General features: G+C 46.5%; 20 protein-coding genes. 9 read left to right on the forward strand and 11 right to left on the reverse strand.

Features of this window, described 5'->3' with window-relative positions; all coding sequences use genetic code 11:
* Positions 1 to 15: 15 nt before the first annotated feature.
* Positions 16 to 1,353, reverse strand: coding sequence for a flagellar filament capping protein FliD (gene fliD, locus ATB76_RS00875; RefSeq protein ID WP_061034410.1), 1,338 nt, complete (start codon positions 1,351 to 1,353; stop codon positions 16 to 18).
* 415 nt (positions 1,354 to 1,768) lie between these two features.
* On the opposite strand from fliD, the gene ATB76_RS00880 reads away from it, so the two are divergent.
* Complete coding sequence (locus tag ATB76_RS00880) at positions 1,769 to 2,059, forward strand: hypothetical protein (protein WP_038868358.1); 291 nt, start codon at positions 1,769 to 1,771, stop codon at positions 2,057 to 2,059.
* A gap of 108 nt (positions 2,060 to 2,167) precedes the next feature.
* Here ATB76_RS00880 and lafA read toward each other — a convergent pair whose 3' ends face one another.
* From lafA to ATB76_RS00925, 9 genes are all read right to left on the reverse strand, one after another.
* A complete protein-coding gene (lafA, locus tag ATB76_RS00885) occupies positions 2,168 to 3,037 on the reverse strand; it encodes a lateral flagellin LafA (RefSeq protein ID WP_038868362.1) in 870 nt (289 codons plus the stop codon).
* Positions 3,038 to 3,273: 236 nt separating this feature from the next.
* Complete coding sequence (locus tag ATB76_RS00890; RefSeq protein WP_045407487.1) at positions 3,274 to 4,044, reverse strand: EAL domain-containing protein; 771 nt, start codon at positions 4,042 to 4,044, stop codon at positions 3,274 to 3,276.
* 19 nt (positions 4,045 to 4,063) lie between these two features.
* Positions 4,064 to 6,154: a flagellar biosynthesis protein FlhA gene (gene flhA, locus ATB76_RS00895; RefSeq protein ID WP_061034411.1), complete on the reverse strand. Its 2,091-nt coding sequence runs from the start codon at positions 6,152 to 6,154 to the stop codon at positions 4,064 to 4,066.
* Positions 6,155 to 6,185: 31 nt separating this feature from the next.
* The gene (flhB, locus tag ATB76_RS00900; RefSeq protein WP_061034412.1) at positions 6,186 to 7,313 is read right to left on the reverse strand and encodes a flagellar biosynthesis protein FlhB; all 1,128 of its coding nucleotides are present in this window, start codon (positions 7,311 to 7,313) and stop codon (positions 6,186 to 6,188) included.
* Entirely contained in the window at positions 7,310 to 8,086 is a 777-nt protein-coding gene (gene fliR, locus ATB76_RS00905; protein ID WP_038868371.1) for a flagellar biosynthetic protein FliR, read from the reverse strand. The genes flhB and fliR overlap by 4 nt, the downstream gene beginning before the upstream one ends.
* Positions 8,086 to 8,355 carry a flagellar biosynthesis protein FliQ gene (gene fliQ / locus ATB76_RS00910; protein ID WP_038868373.1) on the reverse strand — a complete coding sequence of 90 codons (270 nt, stop codon included), beginning with the start codon at positions 8,353 to 8,355 and terminating at the stop codon, positions 8,086 to 8,088. The genes fliR and fliQ overlap by 1 nt, the downstream gene beginning before the upstream one ends.
* Before the next feature lie 11 nt (positions 8,356 to 8,366).
* Positions 8,367 to 9,134, reverse strand: coding sequence for a flagellar type III secretion system pore protein FliP (fliP, locus tag ATB76_RS00915; protein WP_042604855.1), 768 nt, complete (start codon positions 9,132 to 9,134; stop codon positions 8,367 to 8,369).
* A gap of 18 nt (positions 9,135 to 9,152) precedes the next feature.
* The gene (fliN, locus tag ATB76_RS00920; protein ID WP_038868377.1) at positions 9,153 to 9,521 is read right to left on the reverse strand and encodes a flagellar motor switch protein FliN; all 369 of its coding nucleotides are present in this window, start codon (positions 9,519 to 9,521) and stop codon (positions 9,153 to 9,155) included.
* Positions 9,518 to 10,336, reverse strand: a complete 819-nt coding sequence (locus ATB76_RS00925) for a FliM/FliN family flagellar motor switch protein (RefSeq protein WP_061034413.1) — start codon at positions 10,334 to 10,336, stop codon at positions 9,518 to 9,520. Before ATB76_RS00925 ends, fliN begins: the two co-directional genes overlap by 4 nt.
* Before the next feature lie 386 nt (positions 10,337 to 10,722).
* On the opposite strand from ATB76_RS00925, the gene ATB76_RS00930 reads away from it, so the two are divergent.
* From ATB76_RS00930 to fliJ, 8 genes are read left to right on the forward strand one after another with little or no spacing between them, the layout of a single operon-like run.
* Positions 10,723 to 11,760, forward strand: a complete 1,038-nt coding sequence (locus ATB76_RS00930) for an OmpA family protein (protein WP_038876419.1) — start codon at positions 10,723 to 10,725, stop codon at positions 11,758 to 11,760.
* A complete protein-coding gene (locus ATB76_RS00935) occupies positions 11,760 to 13,100 on the forward strand; it encodes a sigma-54 dependent transcriptional regulator (RefSeq protein ID WP_061034745.1) in 1,341 nt (446 codons plus the stop codon). Before ATB76_RS00930 ends, ATB76_RS00935 begins: the two co-directional genes overlap by 1 nt.
* 14 nt (positions 13,101 to 13,114) lie before the next feature.
* On the forward strand, positions 13,115 to 13,471 hold the full coding sequence (fliE, locus tag ATB76_RS00940) for a flagellar hook-basal body complex protein FliE (protein WP_038868386.1): 357 nt from the start codon (positions 13,115 to 13,117) through the stop codon (positions 13,469 to 13,471).
* Between the two features lie 3 nt (positions 13,472 to 13,474).
* The gene (gene fliF, locus ATB76_RS00945; RefSeq protein WP_039975789.1) at positions 13,475 to 15,226 is read left to right on the forward strand and encodes a flagellar basal-body MS-ring/collar protein FliF; all 1,752 of its coding nucleotides are present in this window, start codon (positions 13,475 to 13,477) and stop codon (positions 15,224 to 15,226) included.
* Entirely contained in the window at positions 15,189 to 16,208 is a 1,020-nt protein-coding gene (locus ATB76_RS00950; RefSeq protein WP_038868389.1) for a flagellar motor switch protein FliG, read from the forward strand. Before fliF ends, ATB76_RS00950 begins: the two co-directional genes overlap by 38 nt.
* Positions 16,209 to 16,212: 4 nt before the next feature.
* Positions 16,213 to 16,968, forward strand: coding sequence for a flagellar assembly protein FliH (gene fliH / locus ATB76_RS00955; RefSeq protein ID WP_061034414.1), 756 nt, complete (start codon positions 16,213 to 16,215; stop codon positions 16,966 to 16,968).
* Positions 16,961 to 18,313 (forward strand): flagellar protein export ATPase FliI, encoded by a 1,353-nt coding sequence (gene fliI, locus ATB76_RS00960; protein ID WP_038876415.1) that lies wholly within the window; start codon positions 16,961 to 16,963, stop codon positions 18,311 to 18,313. The genes fliH and fliI overlap by 8 nt, the downstream gene beginning before the upstream one ends.
* Positions 18,314 to 18,321: 8 nt before the next feature.
* Complete coding sequence (gene fliJ, locus ATB76_RS00965; RefSeq protein ID WP_038876412.1) at positions 18,322 to 18,762, forward strand: flagellar export protein FliJ; 441 nt, start codon at positions 18,322 to 18,324, stop codon at positions 18,760 to 18,762.
* Positions 18,763 to 18,785: 23 nt separating this feature from the next.
* On the opposite strand, the gene ATB76_RS00970 is transcribed toward fliJ, so the two are convergent.
* Positions 18,786 to 21,011: an EAL domain-containing protein gene (locus ATB76_RS00970; protein WP_061034415.1), complete on the reverse strand. Its 2,226-nt coding sequence runs from the start codon at positions 21,009 to 21,011 to the stop codon at positions 18,786 to 18,788.
* Positions 21,012 to 21,085 lie beyond the last annotated feature (74 nt).

The following is a 21,085-nucleotide window of genomic DNA, read 5'->3' on the forward strand; positions in this document are numbered from 1 at the left end:
ATTTCTCCTAAAGGCTTAACCAAACATCGACATGGTTTGGTTCATTTGCGTCATTAAGGTGTTCATTTGGGTAAATTGGGAGAGGTAGCGGTTGTACGACATCTCGTATTTACGCTCTAGCGTAGTTTGCTTGTCCTCGATGCGGTCTAAGTTGGCTTGCAGGGCGTCTTTACGTGAATTAAAGGTGCCAGATGAGAATTTTAGGAAAGGTTCCGCCATATCATCGAGCGAATCCAACAAGGCTCCGTCGCTATTAAACATCGCCTCTAATCCAGCACTGTTGTTCTTCTGTGCTTCGGTAAACTTATCTTGGTCCACTTTCATTTTTCCGCTGCGGTCAAGGGTGATGCCGATTTCATTCAGTCGCATTCCACCATGTTCTCCGCGCACCAAATTAGTTAACTGGCTTTCAATTGAGCGTAGTGTTGGGTCACTGGCGAGCACGCCACGAGCTTTGTCTTCACCGCCGATTTGAGTGTATTCATCAAGCGTCGAAACCAGAGAGTTGTAGGCTTCAACAAACTTATTGAGTTGTTCTTTTGTGCCTTCGCTGTCAGCGCCAATCCCCAGCCCTACTGCCGCTTCACCTGAGGTTTGTGCTTTCGTGACCGTGATGTCGACGCCATCAATCACGCCTTCAAAGGTGTTACTTGCGTTAGTCAACTGAAGTCCGGTGCCTTCCGCGCCGAGCCAAATCACGGCATCTTGTGGTTTACTGATTTCAGTTGTGTTGGTAAAGGCATCTTCAAACCAAGCTTGCCCCGTGCCAGAGGCGTTTACATTGATGGTGTTCGCAACGCCTGTTTCAGTGCTCGACAACATGAAATGCGTTTGACCGTTTGAGCGCACTAATGTGGCGTTGACACCGGGATTGTCAGCATTGTTATTGATAGCACTGACTAAATCAGTCACGGTTGCTTTGCCATCCCCATCGGTATCAACAGTTGATAGATCCAACGTCATGGTTTCGCCATCAATGGTGAATTCCAATGTGCCTGTAGTCGGTATTTCTGTTGTGGCATCCAAATTTGCTGGCATGCCTGTAGAGAGCTGATGTGAGGTCGCGACTTGCTCAACGAAAATTTGGTAGTTGCCCGACATGGCGTTGGCATCGGCGTTAGCCGAGAAGTACCCATCTTGAGAGAGCGTCGCCGTGTTCTTGATGATGCTATTGGTGCTGCTGTTCATCTCATTGACGGCTGTACGGAAATCACGCAGCGCGCTTTCTACTTTTCCTAGTGCTGTCAGTTGAGCTTGGTATTTATCCGCTTGAAACTGGTAGCGTTGTTGAAATGGCTGAACATCTAACGTGGCGAACTGGGTTGCCATGGTGATTGGATCTAATGAACTCATGAGGTCGCTCCCTCTCTCATCTGTATTTGGCGTCTTGTGCCAGTAATAAATGAACAATCGCAAGATGCGTGCCTGTTATTTATTTGTATATATAACAGCATCTTGCAGTGGTTTTTGCTATTTGAGAGGAAGCGCTTTTTCCACCTTGATGGTTCCGCTTTCCCCTTGGTAATTCCCAGGGTTTCCCAAAGAGAAAAGGCGACCAGAATAAGCAAATGATTTAATTAAATAGGAGAGAAATGACTGGCTATGCTGATGTACGCATAGCGAGCAGATTTCGGTGTTTACTGCTAAAGGATTCGGATTTTTCTGACCCTGTCGGAAGGTGAAGTTTTGTTATCTTATGCCCCTGCAATTTTTGTGGTTGCTTACGTCTGGCGATTTCCCCCAATTAAAAATTAAAAGAACGACAGTAATGAATGAATTTGTTTTACGACTGATGAAGTGTGCACGTGCTTACGAGGCATTTATTGGAACCAAACTGCGCAGTAAACAGAACATTAATGCCGAGGAGCTGGCAAGCATCCGTATTGAAGCGGTTTCTCGTTTCCCTGAGTTAAAAAGCTACCAACGTGACCGTGGTGTTGAATCGGCTGAATTGGAGCTGTTTAATAAGGTGCTACATAACACCATGCTCAAAGCGGGTTTTCGTGTCCCAACTGCGAACCAAACCCGTGATGCTAGCGGTATCTATATTCGTCGCTAAGTGTTTGGCATCATTAAGAACAAAAAAACCTCCCAAATACTGGGAGGTTTGACTTTCGGACGGATTAAATCAACAGCCTTATTGGGGGCTACTGAGCTTAATCGTTGATTAACGAAGTAGCGACATTGCCATACCTGGCAATTGGTTCGTTTGAGAAAGAACCGTTGTGCCTGCTTGCATTAGCATTTGGTTCTTCGTCATGTTTGAAGACTCAACGGCAAAATCAGCGTCAGTGATACGGCCTTTCGCAGCTGACGTATTTTCAACCATGTTGCCTAGGTTTGTCATTGTGTGCTCAAGACGGTTGATGTTCGCACCCAATGCTGAACGTGCAGTACCGATTTGACCTAGAAGACCTGCATCACCGGTCGCGCCAGTCAGTGCTGTCATTGCAGTTTGAGCATTTGCTTCAGATGTTAGGTCGCCAACTGCTAGTGCACCAGATGTGCCGATTGAAGCGTTGATTGCTTGCACTTGCGTTGATACGTCAACTTCAAGTTGTTCGCCTGCTTGAGTACCAATTTGGAAGTTAACAGCTGCTGCACCAAATGTACCAGCATCTTGTAGAAGCTTGTTACCACCAAAACTCGTTGAGTCCATGATGTTCGCGAGTTCTTCACCTAGCTGCTGGTATTCCTCGTTTAGTGCCGTGCGGTCGTTTGCCGATACAGAACCGTTCGAAGCCTGTGTTGCTAGGTCGTTCATGCGGTATACGATGTTTGTCATTTCATCCATCGCGCCTTCCGCAGTTTGCATCATTGAAATGCCGTCTTGCGAGTTACGCATTGCAACGCTCATGCCGCGAGTTTGAGACTCAAGACGGGTAGCAATTTGTAGACCTGCTGCATCGTCTGCTGCTGAGTTGATACGGTAACCCGTGCTCAAACGTTCCATAGACGTGTTAAGTAGGTTACTTGTATTGTTCAGCGTGTTCTGAGTTACAAGCGATGCGAAGTTAGTATGCATAGATAAAGCCATCTTGGTCTCCTTAGTTTTTCACTATTCTTTCAGGCTTCGGGATTCTCCCTTGCTCACTAACTAGAGGCGGTCGATTCGTTTTAATGATTAATTGGAAATTTAAAAATTTTATCGAAAAGCGCTAATTTGATGGTTTTTAGTGACTTACATTCCAGAATATTGACTGTTTAAGGTTAATTAGACAGAAAAAAGGGCGAATTCTTGTCTCGGAATTCGCCCTTTTGCTTTTGGGTGGTTTATTCATCATCAAACGATTTAAACGACAATGAGGTGGGAATATCACTGAAATAGCCGAAGTAATAACTCGCACCAAGTAATCGATAGCGGTTGAGTTCACTTTGACTTGCGACTCTCCCGGCAACCCAAGAAATGTGGTTACCCCTTAAAAATCGTGCAATGGGTAGAAATGCATGTTGCTCTTGTTTGTTTTCCATCGTCACGGACAGTTTGATCATATCAGGGGCAAATTCGGTGATGCGCTCGAAGTGTGTTTGATGTGTCGAGACTTCAAACCATAAAGCAAAGGCGTTCTCTTTCAATTGTTCTACCAAAGGAGTCACTCTATCGTGCAGACATAGGGTCTCATCGGCTTGAAGGGAAGGGATAACATGTTGAAAGGCCGCATTATGGAACTGAATCATCTGATTCAAGAAGTGCGCACCAGGCTGCCAGAGCAGGGCATCAATGCGGATGGGAACCACCACATTGCTGATTAAATCAGGGTGAAAGGTTTCGAGTTGGAATTGAGTCTGTCTTAGAGCTAAGTACAAGCTGTACAGATCTAAGCAATATTGCATTTGCTCTGATAACTGAAACTGATAGACACTCTGTTCGCCGCGTAGGCCAAAACGCAATGTGAGGTGTTGGTATTCCACCTCGCCAGTTTTAGTTTCACGGATGGCCTGACAGGCGTGTTGAATGTCGTTGTGCTTGAGTGCATCAAACACCAGTTGGTCGTCGTCCGTGACAATGTGTTGCAGCGCAAGGCCACATAAATAATCGTACATCGCTTTCGTTGATATGAGATTAACCAAGGTTTCCTACCACGTTGATCTGTTTATTTTCTGGGATTTCATTGTAGGACAATACCGCGAGTCCTTGAGTAAAGGTACGAGCATAACGAGCCAACAATGGGCGTAACTGAGGCATCACTAATAAGATTGGTGGTAAGCCCTGTTGCTTGAGTTGTTGACGAATTAAAGGCAAGTTTTGTTGGAACTGACCAAGAATGTTCGGCTCTATCGGGAAACTGTCTAGCATCACGGTGCCCGCAGCTTGTGCTTGTTGCAGAGAGGTCATCAACATTTGCTCTAACTCGTCTGAAAGCGCATAGACATTGAGCTCGTTCTTTTGTCCTGCGACCAAGTTCACCAAGGTACGTTTTAGTGCGCAGCGTACATCTGCTGCGAGTAAAATTGGGTCTTTAGTGTTCTCAGAAGACTCCAACATGGTGTTAGCAATGGTACGAATGTCCTTTAGAGGCACTTGATCAAGCAGAAGCTGACGGTAAACCTTAAGCTGCTGTGCTGGGGTCAGTGCAGCGGCTAAGGCCTCGGCTAATTTAGGAGCTTGTGCCGTGAGTCGTTGAGTCATAGCTTCAACATCGTCATGGGTAAACAATTCAGCCAAATTGGTTTTCATGATTTTGCTGATGTGCGTGGCGATGACAGTACCATCGTCAACGACCTGATAACCCATATTCAGTGCTTTGGCTTTATCTTGATGTTCAATCCAAACTGCAGGCAGTTGGTAGGCAGGGTCGCTGCCCAAAATACCGTCGACTTCACCGTAGGTTTCCCCCACGGCGATCGCCATTAAACGTTCTGGCTCAATCAAGCCTTGCTCAATTACTTCGCCATTTAGCGCGATGGTGTACTGGTTTGGTTTTAGGCTGAGGTTGTCGCGAATACGAACTTCTGGCAGCAGAAAACCCACTTGCTCAGACAGGTTGCGGCGTACACCGCGAATACGCTGTGCCAAAGGGGCGCCTTGCTCTTTGTTTACCAAGTGCACCAAACGGTAACCGAGCGCCAAAGATAGGGTATAGACGTGTGGAATATCATCCCAAGTCAGTGCGGCTTCTTCTTCCTGCATCGCTTGAGAAAGGGCTTCGACTTGTTCTATTTGTGGGTCTTGAACCGGTTGTTTGCTTTGTCGCCAGCCTGCAAACGCCAATACGGCAGCAAAGGTGAAGAAGGCGAGGTGAGGCATTCCCGGAACTAAACCAATCACGGTCATGATTACCGCAACGGTGAACAGAGTAGCAGGTGTTGCTAGAAGCTGCTTGTGCATGGTTTCCGACATGCCGTTATCGCTGTCGTTAATGCGAGTAACGATAATGGCGGCTGCGGTTGCCAGTAATAGCGATGGGATCTGTGCAACTAAGCCGTCACCGATGGTTAGCAGTGCGTAAGTCTTAAAGGCTTCTGATGCTGGTAAACCATGTTCGAACACACCAATGCTGATACCACCAATGATGTTGATGAACAAGATCAGCAAACCTGCGACCGCATCACCACGAACAAATTTAGACGCACCATCCATAGAACCGTGGAAGTCGGCTTCGTTTGCCACTTCTTTACGACGTTGACGGGCGGTTTCTTGGTCAATCAAGCCAGCGTTTAAATCGGCATCGATGGCCATCTGTTTACCCGGAAGAGCATCCAAGGTAAAACGTGCCGATACTTCGGAAATACGCTCACCACCTTTGGTGATCACGACAAAGTTTATGATCATCAAAATGATGAACACCACCATACCGACTACGTAGTTTCCGCCGATCACCACTTCACCAAAGGCTTGGATGACTTTACCTGCGGCATCGCTGCCGTTATGGCCTTCTAACAAGACGATACGGGTAGATGCGACGTTTAACGTAAGGCGAAGTAGCGTGGCGACCAAAAGGATGGTTGGAAAAATCGAAAAGTCGAGCGGTCGCTTCGCCGTGGTGCTGACCAGCAATACCAAGATCGCTAAGACAATATTGAAGGTAAACAGCGCATCCAGCAGTAGTGGCGGTAGCGGCAATATGACCATTGCCAACACCATCAACAAGACGATTGGAATACCAATGTAGCCTTTGGTGGAGGATTGAAGTTGTTTTAACCGGTTAAGCATACTTTCGTGTCCTTGGGTAAACGCGGGTTAATCAGTGCTGCAAATGCTTTGGAATTGAAAAATGAGGCAAAGGCGTCGGCGCTTGTCCGTCGCCTTTACGAAAGGCTTTCAATTGCAAAACATACGTAAGAATGTGTGCAACGGCGATAAAGAGCTGGCTCGGAATAGCTTGCTCAATCGCGGTTGTGTGATAAATCGAACGAGTCAGTGGCGGCGAGTTGATGATCTCGACTTTGTTCTCGCGTGCGATGCGTTGGATGTGCATGGCCGTTTTATCGACGCCTTTTGCGACCACAAATGGGGCGTCTGAAAGTGAAGGTTCGTATTTCAATGCGACTGCGTAGTGGGTTGGGTTGGTGATGACCACATCTGCAGTGGGCACCATCTTGTCGATTTTACGTCGCGCGAACTGTTGTTGAATCTGACGAATACGCTGTTTGACCTCTGGGCGGCCTTCGTTATTTTTGAACTCTTCTTTGAGCTCCTGCTTCGTCATGCGCAGTTCTTTTAGGTGCTCCCAACGTTGGTAGGGAATATCAATCACACCAAACAGAAGTAAGGCAAACCCCATCAGTAATAAGCCTTCAAACAGTATCGACATGACCATTGAAAAGCCTTGGCTAAGCGGCAAGTTTTGCATACCAAGTAAAGGTTGGAGATGATTATCTAAGTAGCCATAGAGAATGCCAAAGATGACCGCGACCTTGAATGTCGATTTCACCAGTTCTACAACTGAGCGGGTTGAGAAAATACGTTTGATGCCCGAAATAGGATTGAGTTTGGAGAGCTTTGGTAACACATTGGCTGGTCGGAACATCCAACCTCCCAAGATCATGCTGCTGCCAAATGTCACGATAATGATGACTGTGAAGAGGGGCAATAGCATTTCAATGATGACCGCCAAACTCTGCCCAAGTTGCTCTACCATTTGTTTTGGATTGTCTAAATCAGCACGGGTTAAGGCCATGTTGTAACGGAATATACCTGTCATGCTTTCCCAAATACTGCTGAGCTGAGAGTAAAAGTACAAGGCGACCGCTAAGAAAATCACGGCGGTGGTGAATTCTTTTGCACGAGGAATTTGTCCTTCCTGGCGAGCTTTTTTGACTTTCTGGGGGGAGGCTTTTTCGGTTTTGTCTTGTGATGACTGATCGCTCATGCGCCCCCCAACATAAAGTTATTCAAGTGGCGAATGGTGTCATGCACTAATGCGGTGTAACGGCTAGGGACACCGGAAACGGATATCAAGACGCTGAACAAACCGAGCAGCATAGTCATAGGGAAGCCCAGAGCGTAAACGTTTAATGAAGGCGCGGCGCGATTCATCACACCAAAGCTAATGTTTGCAAGCAGCATGGATACAATGGCAGGTAGAGCCAAAGCAAGTGAAGAAGCGAACATCCAGCCGAAAATACTGACCACGCCTTTCAGCGAGAGTGCGGTTAACCCAGAGCCAACGGGCCAGACGACAAAGCTTTGTATGACGATGTCGATAACCAACAAGTGCCCCTCCAGAGCGAGAAATAATAAGGTCGAGAAGATTAAGAACATGCGACCAAGAATCGCCACGGAAAGGCCGTTGACCGGGTCATTCATCATTGCCATGCCTAATCCCATTTGCAAAGAAACGATTTGACCAAGCATGGTAAAAACATTAAATAGCATGTGCAGAATAAGGCCAAACATCAGCCCCCATATCGCTTGTTCGAATGCAAGGAACAAGGAAGTCATAGAAAACAGTTCGACTGCTGGCATGGGTGGCATCAGTGGTGCGGTGATCACCACGATAGAGAAGGCGAGTAAGCTACGGACCCAAACTGGAATCAACGCATCGCCAAAGAATGGCATGGAAATAAAGACCGCACCGATGCGAAAAAACGGCCACCAAAGTTGACCGAGAATCACAGACAGTTCTGCAAACGTGATCGCCATTAGCCGATCATTCCCGGAATGTTATGGAACAAGAAATCAAACAGCTCCATGATTTTTCGTAGCATCCAATGCCCTGCAAAAATCACCATCAACAGGGTGACCAGTAGACGTGGCAAAAAACTTAAGGTTTGTTCGTTGATTTGGGTTGCGGCTTGAAATACCGCAATGCCAAGACCGACGATCAATCCCGGAACGACTAAGACTGCTACCATTAAAATGATCAGCCATACTGCGTCAGAAAACAGTGTAACGGTTAACTCAGGTGTCATATTGCCTCCTGCTAACCGAAACTGGCGGAAAGCGTGCCAACCGTCATTGCCCAGCCATCGACAAGAACAAATATCACCAACTTGAATGGCAATGAAATGATCAGAGGTGAAAGCATCATCATACCCATTGCCATCAATACACTGGCAACCACAAGGTCAATGATCAAAAACGGAATGAACAGCATGAAGCCAATTTGGAAGGCGGTTTTCAGTTCACTGATGACAAACGCAGGGAGTACAACGGCGAAAGAAATATCCTCGACGTTTTGGTCGATGGGTTCATTGGCAATGCGTAGCATCTGCTCTAACGAACTTTGATGCGTTTGCGCCAGCATGAAGTTTCTGACCGGTTTTTCTGCAACGGAGAACGCCTGTATCAAGGTAATTTCACCGTTGTCGTAAGGTTGGAAAGCATTATCGTAAATGTCAGTCCAAACCGGACGCATGATGAGCAGAGTGAGTGTCAATGCAATGCCAACCAGCACGCGGTTCGGTGGGCTTTGTTGCAGGCCCAAGGCTTGGCGTAAGATCGCCAAAACAACAATGATTCGCGTGAAGCTGGTGGCCATCAAAACAAAGGCTGGTAAGAAACTGAGTGCGGTCATGAGCAACAGAATTTGGAGCTTAACGCTGTATTCTTGTTGCGTGTCCCCATCGGACACTGACAAAATGGTCAAGCCGTTATCTGCCGCCATGGCTGGGAAGGCAAACAACAGCACGCCAACCAACCCCAATACTAGTAACGGCAAACGACGCTGCCAAACACTCAGACAATTCATTACGCAACCCACCGGAATTTAGCGTCCAACACCGCTCAACGCTGAGTCGTGTACATCAATAAGACGAAGACCATATTTGTCGTTAATGACCACGACTTCCGCTTGCCCCATCAGAGACCCGTTTACTTTTACATCTAAAGGCTCGCCATTGAGTTTATCCAATTCGATCACTGTTCCTTCGCCCGCTTTCATCAAATCCCCCAATGGGATTTCTTTGCTAGCGACTTCCAAGGTCACAGTGACGGGAATGCTTTTGAAAAAGCTTAAATCGCGCTCAGCGGCAGGCTCCGGTTTGAAGGCTTGCTCCGTTTCAAAGTCCTCTAACTGAAAGTCGTCAAAATTTAATTCATCGGCGTCGAATGCTTGGTTCTCTTGCGCTTCGCTCATCGCTGCGATTCCTTATCTGGGTTAAAAATCAATACAAGCTGGCCGTCTTGTTCTGCAACACGACCAGTGAAAAGAGGTTGATTACCGATGCTGACTGGTACGGTATTGAGCAGCTCGATAGGCAGAATATCGTTAGGCTGTAAGCCCGCTACATCACTGAGCGCCATGGTCTTTTTGCTCAGTACGACATTGAGGCGAACAGGCGTCGTTTCCAATGAACGACAAAACGGTTGATAGAGATCAACATCGGTATGAAGCTCAAGCTGCTCAATTAAGGTTTGGATTAATGTGCTATCGAGTTTGAGATGAATGGCACCTTGGTAGTCTTCGAATGTGATCGCAAGCTCCGCATGCAAACCAATTCCGCGCGGCGTTTCGTACTCGCAGGTTTGCCACATCTCTTGGGGGGCAAGCCAGTTGGTAATGATACGGCTGATACGTTCTTGAAGGCGAAGATCACTGGCCGTCAACGTGGTCGAGGCGCGGTCGTTGCTTGCGCCATAAAAGCGGTCGGCGAGTTTGACTAAGGTATGGGCATCACTGTGGATAAAGACCATGCCTCCCTCTTGATGCAGATAGCTCGATGTTTGGTCTTTATCCAACAAGGTTGGTGAGAAGCGATGTAGATCTACCGACGTTAAGGTCGCCTCAATTTTGTTGGAGCTGAGCCAATTTTGTAACTCGTTGGTCAGGCTAGTACAAGATTCTGAAATTAAAATTTCGAGCTTTTCACGAATGATATGAATTGGCTTGCCTAGCAGTTCTACATCAAGCAATTTGATGTCAGAAATAGGCTCATTAACTCTACTTTTCATTTATATTTTACCGTGCCTTAACAAACGAAACTGTTTTAACTTAATTGCGCACAGCATACACAGACTTTTTTAGATTCTTTTAGTTTCAACTTTAAAGATTGTGACTTTAGTTCATATGTTGATTTGAATCGAAGCATAGGCACTTTTAATAAAAATTAAAAAACGGTAGTTTGAACTAATAAATCAGTTATTAATAATTATAACAAGTAGTGAGCTAATTCGTTGTTATTTCAACCAAGTTCAGTCGGTGGTTGTAGAATAAGTTTTAGAGCTTGAGTTTTTTAACTCTTTGTTTTTATGGTGTTAAGTTCGATTTTTTAAGCATTTCTCTAAGCTTTCTTGAACGTTTAATGACCATTTTTTATATTTCAGAATAGGGAATTAATATGATTACCTATGCCGAATCTTCTAATTCAATGGCATTTTTAATTAAATCATCTAAGTCAGAGGTATGTAAGATATACCAAGGTGGAAGGTGCTTAATTATATTTTTAAAAATAGTTTTTCTGTTTGGATTATCATCAACTAATTTCACATTGGCTGGTGAGAGTGTCACAATACCTATGGATATTTCCACTTGGTCATATAAGGGTGATAAATTTGAATGCAACTTAGTGCATTCAACTGTTCCGCAGGGGAAGTTTTATTTCCGTGCAGAGCCAAACAACCGAGTTCTCTTTATTGCTGATGTTCAAGATAACAACAATAAATGGGAAAAGGCTGTGTTAGGAAGTCAGAGTGCTCCGTGGCATAAAGAGCTTTATAGAAAGGAAAAGGCATCGCATACGTTTGCGCAGCCTACTCACCGATTTGAGTTCTTAACTGGTGCAGATTCGCTCATTCTTGAAATGGCATCAGGCAATTGGGTTACACTGTCACTAAGTGGAAGCAATCCTTCCGCCATAGATAGTGTCACGTTGCCAACCATTCAAATCCAACATGCACTAGCGTCTTTCAATCAATGTCGAGAACAGTTACCTAAGCTGTCGTTTTCTCAAGCTCGAGATCTGATTCTTCCTTTTCAGTTTGGCCAACAGGCACTGAACTCATCTCAAAAAAACACATTAGCTGCTTTGCATAGTTATGTTGTTGTTGATGAGCGCGTCACTAAAATCTTAGTTGACGGTTATACCGACAATGTTGGTGCTCAATTAATTAATCTGAAGATTTCACGCCAACGAGCTCAACAGGTCGCAGATGAGCTCATTGCAAATGGCATTGCTCCTCACTTGATTGAAGTTCGTGCGCACGGAGCTCGCTACCCAATTGCAAGCAATAACACCCAAGCAGGGCAGGCTAAGAACCGCCGCGTGACGTTGCGCTTAGTTCGAGATAACGAGCGTGTGATTACCAAAAACGAGTTTGCTAACAACAACTCAGAAGTAAAACAACAATCCCAACAAGAGAAGGTAAAGGTTCAATGATGACGAAAACGGATATTTTGTTGGTTGAGCCAAATGAACGTCTTGCTCAACCGGTACTGGATGTACTGGATGTACTGGGGAGCGCAGGGTATACCGCTAGGCACAGTCGTACTGGGCGAAGTGCATTGCTGGAAGAGCGAGCGAGCATCACCTTGGTGAGCTCAACCTTGCCGGATATGTGTGTACGCGAGTTTGTTGCTTGTCATCAGAAACAGCGTAATTCGGGTGTCGTGATTGCGATTGTAGATCAAGACCAAGGTATTTTGGCCGCAGAGACTATGAAGTCCGGTGCGACTGATTACTTGCTTCGTCCTTTTGAGACCAATCAGTTACTCAATTTGCTCAAGCGTGTTGAGGCTCTGGGTAAACCTTTAGCGAACATTGTTGCAGAGTCATGGCGCAGTAAACAAGTTTTACAACTGGCTCATCGTGCAGCTTGCACCAACGCCAGTGTATTGATCACTGGCGAGTCGGGAACGGGTAAAGAAGTACTGGCTCGTTATGTCCATGAGCAATCTTCTCGCCTTGATGGGCCTTTTATTGCTGTGAACTGTGCTGCGATTCCGGAATCCATGCTGGAAGCCGTGCTGTTTGGCCACGTTAAAGGGGCGTTTACAGGGGCGACCAATTCTCAAAGCGGTAAGTTTGAAGAAGCCAACGGTGGCACCATTTTATTAGATGAGATTGGTGAGATGTCACCTGCGGTACAGGCGAAGTTGTTACGTGTATTACAAGAGCGTGAAGTGGAACGCGTTGGTAGCCACAAAGCCATTCAACTCGATATTCGAGTGATTGCTGCAACCAACAAAGACTTGCGTGAAGAAGTGCAGAAAGGTACGTTCCGCGAAGATCTCTACTACCGCTTAGATGTTTTGCCTCTGCACTGGCCACCGCTTCGTGAACGCAAAGAAGATATTTTACCGATCAGCCAATTCTTTATTGGGAAATATCAAGATGGCAGTCGGTGTCACCTTTCTCAAGATGCGATTGCTGCCCTAAGCCAATATCACTGGCCGGGCAATATTCGTGAACTCGAAAACGTCATTCAACGCGCTTTGGTCATGCGTCACGGTGATTACATCACTGCGCATGATCTGATGCTACCAATTGAATTGCTGACGCCAGTCCCTCGCACAGAGCCAACCTCAAGTTTTGGTCATGTTGAAGCGAAGAAGCAAGCTGAGTTCCAGTTCATCCTCGATAAATTACGTCAGTTTGGTGGAAACCGAACCAAAACCGCAAATGCCTTGGGTGTGTCTACCCGAGCGTTACGTTACAAGCTTGCAGCAATGCGCGAACACGGTATTGATTTACAGTCGGCGCTTGGCTCGGCTGCCTAAAAGGAGAAATGTAGATGGCAAGTCAACCTACCAATGCGGTCTCAGCAGAGCAATTAATGCTGTCGAAAATGGAGGCGATGCGAACGCATGTTCAGCCGCCAGAATTTGTAGTGAGTGCTAACCCTTTGGATCAGCAATCTTTGAATGCACCATTGTCTTTCTCGCAAGCAATGACCAGCGTTTTGGACACGGTTAACCAACACCAATCGGTCGCCAGTCAAAAAATGACAGCCGTTGAGACGGGTAAAAGTGATGATTTAGTAGGGGCAATGGTCGCCAGTCAGAAGGCGAGTCTCTCTTTCAATGCTTTGATGCAAGTGCGCAACAAAGTAGTGATGTCGTTTGAAGATATAATGAAGATGCCGGTGTAATCCATGTCAGAACTTACCACTCAAGTGGCCGGAAATTCTGCGATGCATTCCGGCACGACACAGACGCTTTCATCGAATAATGGGATGAATGATGTCACAAATAAAATCAAACAGTTGTGGTCTAGCAGCCAACGCAATCTGGTGTTGTCTGCGGTTTTAGCCGCGATTGTTGCTGCGATTATCGTGGTTGCGTTATGGAGCTCTTCCCAAAGTTTCCGTCCGCTTTACAGCCAGCAAGAGCGCTTTGATATCGGTGAGATTGTGTCGGTACTGGAAAGCGAAGGCATCAGCTACCGCATGCAAGAGCAAAATGGGCAAGTATTAGTGCCAGAAGGTGAAGTCGCTCGTATCCGCATGTTGTTGGCATCAAAAGGTGTTAAAGCGAAATTGCCTACGGGTTTAGATTCGCTAAAAGAAGACAGCTCTCTTGGCACCAGTCAGTTTATGGAAACGGCGCGTTATCGTCATGGTTTAGAAGGTGAGTTAGTACGCACTATCATGTCGCTTAATGCAGTCGCGAATGCGCGTGTGCACTTAGCGATTCCTCGTCAAACCTTGTTTGTCCGCCAGAATACAGAAAACCCTTCTGCATCAGTGATGTTAGAACTGAAACCAGGTGAAGATCTCAAGCCAGAACAAGTGGAAGCCATCATCAATTTGGTGGTGGGTAGTGTGACGGCAATGAAGGCAGAATTTGTTTCGGTGATTGACCAATATGGCCGACTATTGAGTGCAGATGTTGCCTCTACAGAAGCGGGTAAAGTTAACGCTAAATACCTTGAATACCAAAAGAGTGTCGAGAAGCAAATCATCCAGCGTGCTTCAGACATGCTAACGCCGATTGTTGGCCCAAGTAACTTCCGCGTGCAAGTTGCAGCCGATATGGACTTTAGTCAAGTCGAAGAGACGCAAGAGATCCTCGATAATGCGCCAGTGGTTCGCAATGAACATACCATTCAAAATAACTCAATTGATCAAATTGCTTTGGGCATCCCTGGCTCACTAAGCAATCAACCTCCGGTTACGGGTGAAACGCCAACTAACGATAGCCAAAACACTAACGCGCGCTCAGAGATCAATCGTCAATATGCGGTTGGCAGCAGTGTTCGTCGTACTCAATATCAGCAGGGGCAAATTGACAAGCTAAGTGTGTCAGTCCTCTTGAATTCACAAGCATCACCAGATGGTGTGGCATGGAGCGAAGCGGACAAGTCCCAAATCTCAACAATGATCATGGACGCTGTCGGCATTTCTGCGACTCGTGGCGACAGTTTGAGTTTGATGAGCTTCAACTTCACACCAATCGAGATTGATGCGCCGCCAGCACTGCCTTGGTGGCAAGACCCAACCGTACAGCAACCCTTGCGTTATGTGATTGGCGGGATGTTGGGATTAGCGATGATCTTTTTTGTGCTTCGTCCTTTGATCATGCACTTAACTGGAGCTGATAAACCGTCACAGGAACTGGAGTTTGCTGAACCGCAGGAAGAGCCGCAATATGACAATCTGCAAACGCGTGAAGAGCGTGAACGTGAAGAAGTATTGAATCGCCGACTGTCCGAGAAAGGGATTGCCGTCTCCTCTGGTTTGGACGTCAACAGCGACATGTTACCGCCAGCCGGCTCTCCATTAGAAATCCAATTGAAACACCTACAGCTTATTGCTAATGAAGAGCCTGAGCGTGTAGCCGAAATTTTGAAACAATGGGTAAACATCAATGAACACAGCTCAGTCAACGTCAAAGCAGACGCTTAGTTATGTAGAACAAACCGCGCTCGTGCTGCTGGGCATGGGTGAGGATGCCGCAGCAAAAGTGTTGCAGCACTTCAGCCGTGATGAGACCCAGCGAGTGACACGTGCGATGGCAAAGTTAAATGGCATCAAAAGTGATTCTGCTCGCGGTGTGATTCAGCATTTTTTTGAAGATTTTCGCGAGCACAGCGGCATTCGTGGCGCATCGAAAGAATACTTGTCGAACACTTTACGCAAAGCTTTAGGTAACGATTTGGCAAAAGGTCTGCTGAACAACCTGTATGGCGATGAAATTCGTAACAACATGCAGCGCTTACAATGGGTAGAGGCCGAGACATTAGCGCGATTCATTGTTAACGAACATCCGCAAATGCAGGCGATTTTCTTGGCGTATTTACCAGCAGACAGTTCGTCGGCTGTTTTGAAGCATCTGCCGCAGGACTACCATGATGAAATCGTGTTCCGTATTGCTCAGTTGCAAGATATTGACCATCAGGTTGCGAACGATTTGCACGAATTGGTGGAACGTTGTATCGAGAAAGTGTCTGCAAGTCAAAGCACCCCGTTGTCGGGCGTGAAACAAGCTGCTGACATCATTAACCGATTTGAAGGCGACCGCGCGTCCTTGATGGAAATGCTTAAGTTGCATGACGAGAATGTGGTAAACGAAATCGAAGAGAATATGTTTGATTTCATGGTGCTGGGCCGTCAGCGCGAAGAAACCATGGATGCGTTGGTGCAACAGATCCCATTGGAACTGTGGGCGGTAGCATTGAAAGGTGCCGATATCCTACTGCAACAGGCGATCAAGCGTTCTATGCCGCAACGTATGGTGAAAGCGTTGGAAGATGATATGGAGCTGCGTGGAGCCGTCGTGTTGAGCCGAGTACAGCGCGCGCGTCAGGATATTATGCAGATGGTGCGCGAGTTGGATGAAGCGGGTGAAATTCAGCTGCTGCTCTACGAAGAGCCAACAGTGGAGTAAGACCATGGCAGAAAAAGCAAATAACACCATGCGATTACCACCAAGTGGATACCGCTTACATCGTTTTCCTCCTTTGGCGCAACCTGTGAACATCGAAGACGATTTCGCGATGGAGAACCAAGGCTGGCAAGATACTCAAGCCGACGTTCAACAACAGCTGGAAGCGGGGTTTCAGCAAGGTTTGCAGCAAGGGCATGACGAGGGCATTCGCCAAGGTATTGAGCAAGGCAAGCAACAAGGTCTGCTCGATGGCCAAAAAGAAGGCTTTCAAAAAGGATTTGTGTCCGGAGAGCAATCTGGCAAGCAAGGCTTTGTGGAAGCGGCAAAACCCGTTCATGAGTTGTTCCAAGCATTATCGCGTTGGCAAAGCGAGAAAGAACAACAGCAACGCCATATGATCTGTGAATTGGTACAGAAGGTTGCACAGCAAGTGATTCGTGCTGAGCTGACTCTGATGCCACAACAGATTTTGGCTTTGGTGGATGAAACCTTATCCGCTATGCCGAGCAAAGCAGAAAGCGTTATTGTACATCTGAATCCACAAGACCTAGAGCGAATCACGCAAATCAATGCTGACTTACCAACCGCTTGGAAGCTTGTCGCAAACGCGGAGTTACCCGTTGGTGGGTGTCAGTTAGTGACTGAGGATGCAGAAGCCGATGCGAGCTGTGACTCTCGCTTACAAGCTTGTATGGATAACGTGAAACAACACTTGCTGGATGAAGCCGTATTGCCACAGGTTGATGTTGCACATGAGTAGTACTTCCAGCCACGAGTTATTGAACGAACGCTTGAGTGATGCACTCGCATCGCTCGATTCGATTCCGGTTGCACGAGTGACAGGGCGACTAATCAAAGTTAACGGCTTAATGCTGCAAGCTGTGGGTTGTCGATTCAAGCTTGAACAACGCTGCTTAGTGGAAACCGCAGAAGGCGACATGATTGAAGCGCAAGTCGTCGGCTTTGATCATACAGTTGCTTACCTGATGCCGATTCGTCGTCTAGGTGGTTTGTTTGCAGGAGCAAAAGTGATCCCGCTGGATGGCGATAGCACTGTTCAACTCAGCTCACAATGGCTTGGTCGAGTAGTGAATGGTCTAGGTGAACCTTTCGATGATGGCGCGCCGCTTAAAGGGGGAGATCGTGTTTCACTTGAACCAAAACCGATTAACCCACTTAAGCGACGCCCTGTCGATACTCCGCTGGATGTTGGTGTTCGTGCCATTAATGGTTTATTAACCGTTGGCAAAGGGCAGCGTATTGGTTTAATGGCGGGCAGTGGTGTCGGTAAAAGTGTCTTGATGGGGATGATCACTCAAAACACCGAAGCTGATGTTATTGTTGTCGGCTTAATTGGCGAACGGGGTCGAGAGGTTCGAGAGTTCATCGAACGTAACTTAACACCAGAGGCCCGTCAGAAAGCGGTCATTATCGCCGCGCCAGCCGATGAATCCCCTTTGATGCGTTTGCGCGCGACTCTGCTTTGTCACCGTGTGGCGGAGTATTTCCGTGACCAAGGTAAAGACGTGTTGTTACTGATGGATTCTTTAACACGTTATGCAATGGCGCAGCGTGAGATAGCGCTGTCTTTAGGGGAGCCGCCAGCGTCACGTGGTTATCCGCCTTCAGTGTTCAGCGTGTTACCACAGCTGTTGGAACGTGCAGGTAACAGTGAAAATCCACATGGTAGTTTGACGGCGATTTATACGGTATTGGCGGAAGGGGATGACCAACAAGATCCTGTTGTGGATTCCGCACGTGCGATTCTTGATGGGCATGTGGTGCTTTCACGTCAACTCGCAGAACAAGGGCATTATCCAGCGATCGACATTAACGCATCGATAAGCCGCTGCATGAACGCCTGTACCCATGAAGCGCACAGCACGATAGCGAACAACTTCCGTCAAATGTACTCCAATTATCTTCAAGTTAAAGAACTCTTGCCACTTGGCGGATATCAACCAGGACAAGATCCGGAACTGGATCAGTCGGTTTCTATGTATCCGCATCTTAGAGCGTACTTACAGCAGTCGGCAAATGAGTCTATTGATTACTCAACCAGTTTGACCGCATTGGCACAAATGTTCCAAAGTGAGCAGCAATGAGGTAGCAAATGGAATCAAAACTAAAAGCCGTCGGCAAGTTGCGCCAAATGGAAGAAAAGCAACGGGATAGAGTAGGGGATCAATTAAATGTGATGCGTCAGCGTCACTCTCATCTTGCCGTTCAGTTAGAACAGCTTTCCGCTCTTAAAGTTCATGCGGGACAATCGGCGTTGACAACGCCAGTGCTCAATAGTGCCACCTTGATGAACTTAAATCGTGTCGACCAGATGCTACAAAAGATGTTGCGTCACCATGAGCAAGAACAAGCGGTAATGCAGGCTGAGTGTGCTTCGGTACAAAAGCATCTTGAATACAAACATGCTCGAGTTCAAGGGTTAGACAAAGTCCTCGAACGCTGGCGCAACAAGCAGAACTACGAAAAATTGAAGAAAGAGCAAAAGCTGATTGAAGACATCATAAACTCTCGCTTAAAGCGCAAAATTTTATAGACGAAATCTGATAGCGTGAAGCATCATAATGTGACCGCTTCCGACCTTGTAAGATGTTGTCTCTGTTCTTCGATTTCAAACAATGTATTCAAATAAGCATTCATAGGTAAGGGCTTCGCGACACCATACCCTTGTGCGAAGTCGATGCCTAAGTCTCGTAGAATCCGGCTGTGTGCGGGAGTTTCGACAAATTCAGCGACGGTTTCTAAGTGCATCTCTTTAGCGACAGTCGCAATCGAACTGACGATCAAACGATCGGTCTCGCTCTCTGTGATTTCACGAACGAATGCCCCCTCGATCTTCAAGATATCCAGCGGTAGACGACGCAAGTAAGCAAAGCTTGCGTAACCGGTGCCAAAGTCATCAATTGCGATTTTACAACCGAGTTTACGTAAAAGATTCAAGGTCTCTATAGCTTGTTGTTCATTGATCAATGCTGACGATTCTGTGATCTCAAAACAAATCTTATCTAAGGGAATATCGAAGCTGTGTGCACTCTCAATGATACGAGAAGCAAGGTTTTCCGCGCTTAGTGTTTTAGCCGTAAGGTTAATAGCACAATGCCCTATCGTATCCCAGTTTTTGACTTTGTCGCTCAGCATACGGAAGGTATTCAGAATCACCCAATGATCGAGTTTGATTTCCAATCCGAATTGATTGATCAAAGGAAAAAATGCGGAAGGTGGCAGTACTTTTCCATCTTGCTCTTTTAGGCGAAGCAGCACTTCAAAACTTTGTTTACTCTCTTCAGGCCCTGAAAGTCGCATGTATGGTTGGCAGAACAGTTCGAACTGTTCTCGTTTAAACACTTGCTGAATGTGGTTCAACTTGTCGACACGGTCCATTTCAAAAGATTGCACGTTGACCCAATGAATGCTGCTGTCGCTCTGTGGTGGTTGATCGCACAGAATTGATACGACTTTTTCAATATCTTGCCCTTGGTTAACGACCGAGCAATAAACGGTTGGTGAGACCAAGGCGACAGACGTTCCACACCAGTAAAACTGGAAGCTTTCTAAATATTCCACGACTTCTTGAAGTTCTTGTTCTGCAACATCGGAATAGTGAGTGAAACTTAGCAACCCTGTGGAAAAAGGCGGACGATAGCAACGATTGATGCTTTCATTTCGCGAATATAAAAACTCGCTTAATTGCATGATGAGTTGTGATTTCCCCTCATGACCTAAGTCCGTCAGCATCGACAACGTTGGTGTCAGGTCGAGATAAATCAGCAATGAATAAGACTGATGGCTGATGTCTTCTTTTAATTGAGCGATGTTTGACAGGCCGGTGTACGGGTCAATCCTTTCTGAGCGGATTTGTCGTTGAGTCATCTCGAAGAGCTTCACTGAGTAACCGCCCAACAAATACGCGAGCGTGGTCAATACCGCAATGATGACAAGTAGGCCATAAAACTGGTCAGCATAAATTCGGTCGGCATTGTAGTGACTGATGCCGTCATGAATCACCAACAGAATGAATGGAGAGCCCACAAACAGCGGTCGAATTAATCCGTGTTTGGCTAATCCAATTACGACCAGTAAAACCGCAAAGAAGCTTAACGAGTTGAGCATAAATGAGGATGAAGAAAGAGCGGCGGCAACAAATAAAATGACGCAGCTTGCCAACCAAGCTAAATACTCCCGGCAGCGAGAGTTGGACACCCTAAGCCTTTTATCGAGTGCGAGATAAGATTGAGTGTCTGTATCGGTAATAAGGCTGACCATTACATACAAAATTGGGGTGACGAGTAATTGGGTCAAGTAATTGCCAAGTGTGGCATAAAACAAAAAATCAGCACTCAAAAAGCGCCCGTCAACGAAGGTATTCACCAGCATCATTTTTATGGTATTTGCGAACGGGAACAAGCAGCCTACGATGACAAAAAATAAGCTGATCCGTTGTGCGGCTGGTTGATGAAGTGAGCGGTTATTGAGGTAGTGGAACAAACTCGAAAAAACAAAAGGCAATAGAGGGACGGTGAGAGCGTAGAGTAAGGCATGTTCTAGACTACGCCCCGTTCCGATATAGTAAGCCAATAAACTCAGAATAATGGCAGGCAGTGCACGCCATTGATAGCGCAAGCAGCTGACGATCATCACGGAGCTGACCACAGAGATAAGCTGAAACGCATCTTTCTGGATAACAAACATTTGCGAGAGGGCAAACCCAGCAAAGATGGACAACGTGACGCCGAGAGTCAGGAACAGCATCGCACTCATATGGCGACTCGATGCGGCATTATTCATTAGTTTGATCTGAAAATAGTTGGGTAGCCGATAATAACAGGATTATCGGCATCAAATGAACTGGAATATACGTA

Source organism: Vibrio sp. MOR3 (genome assembly GCF_001557775.1).
Classification (GTDB): Bacteria; Pseudomonadota; Gammaproteobacteria; order Enterobacterales; family Vibrionaceae; genus Vibrio; species Vibrio jasicida.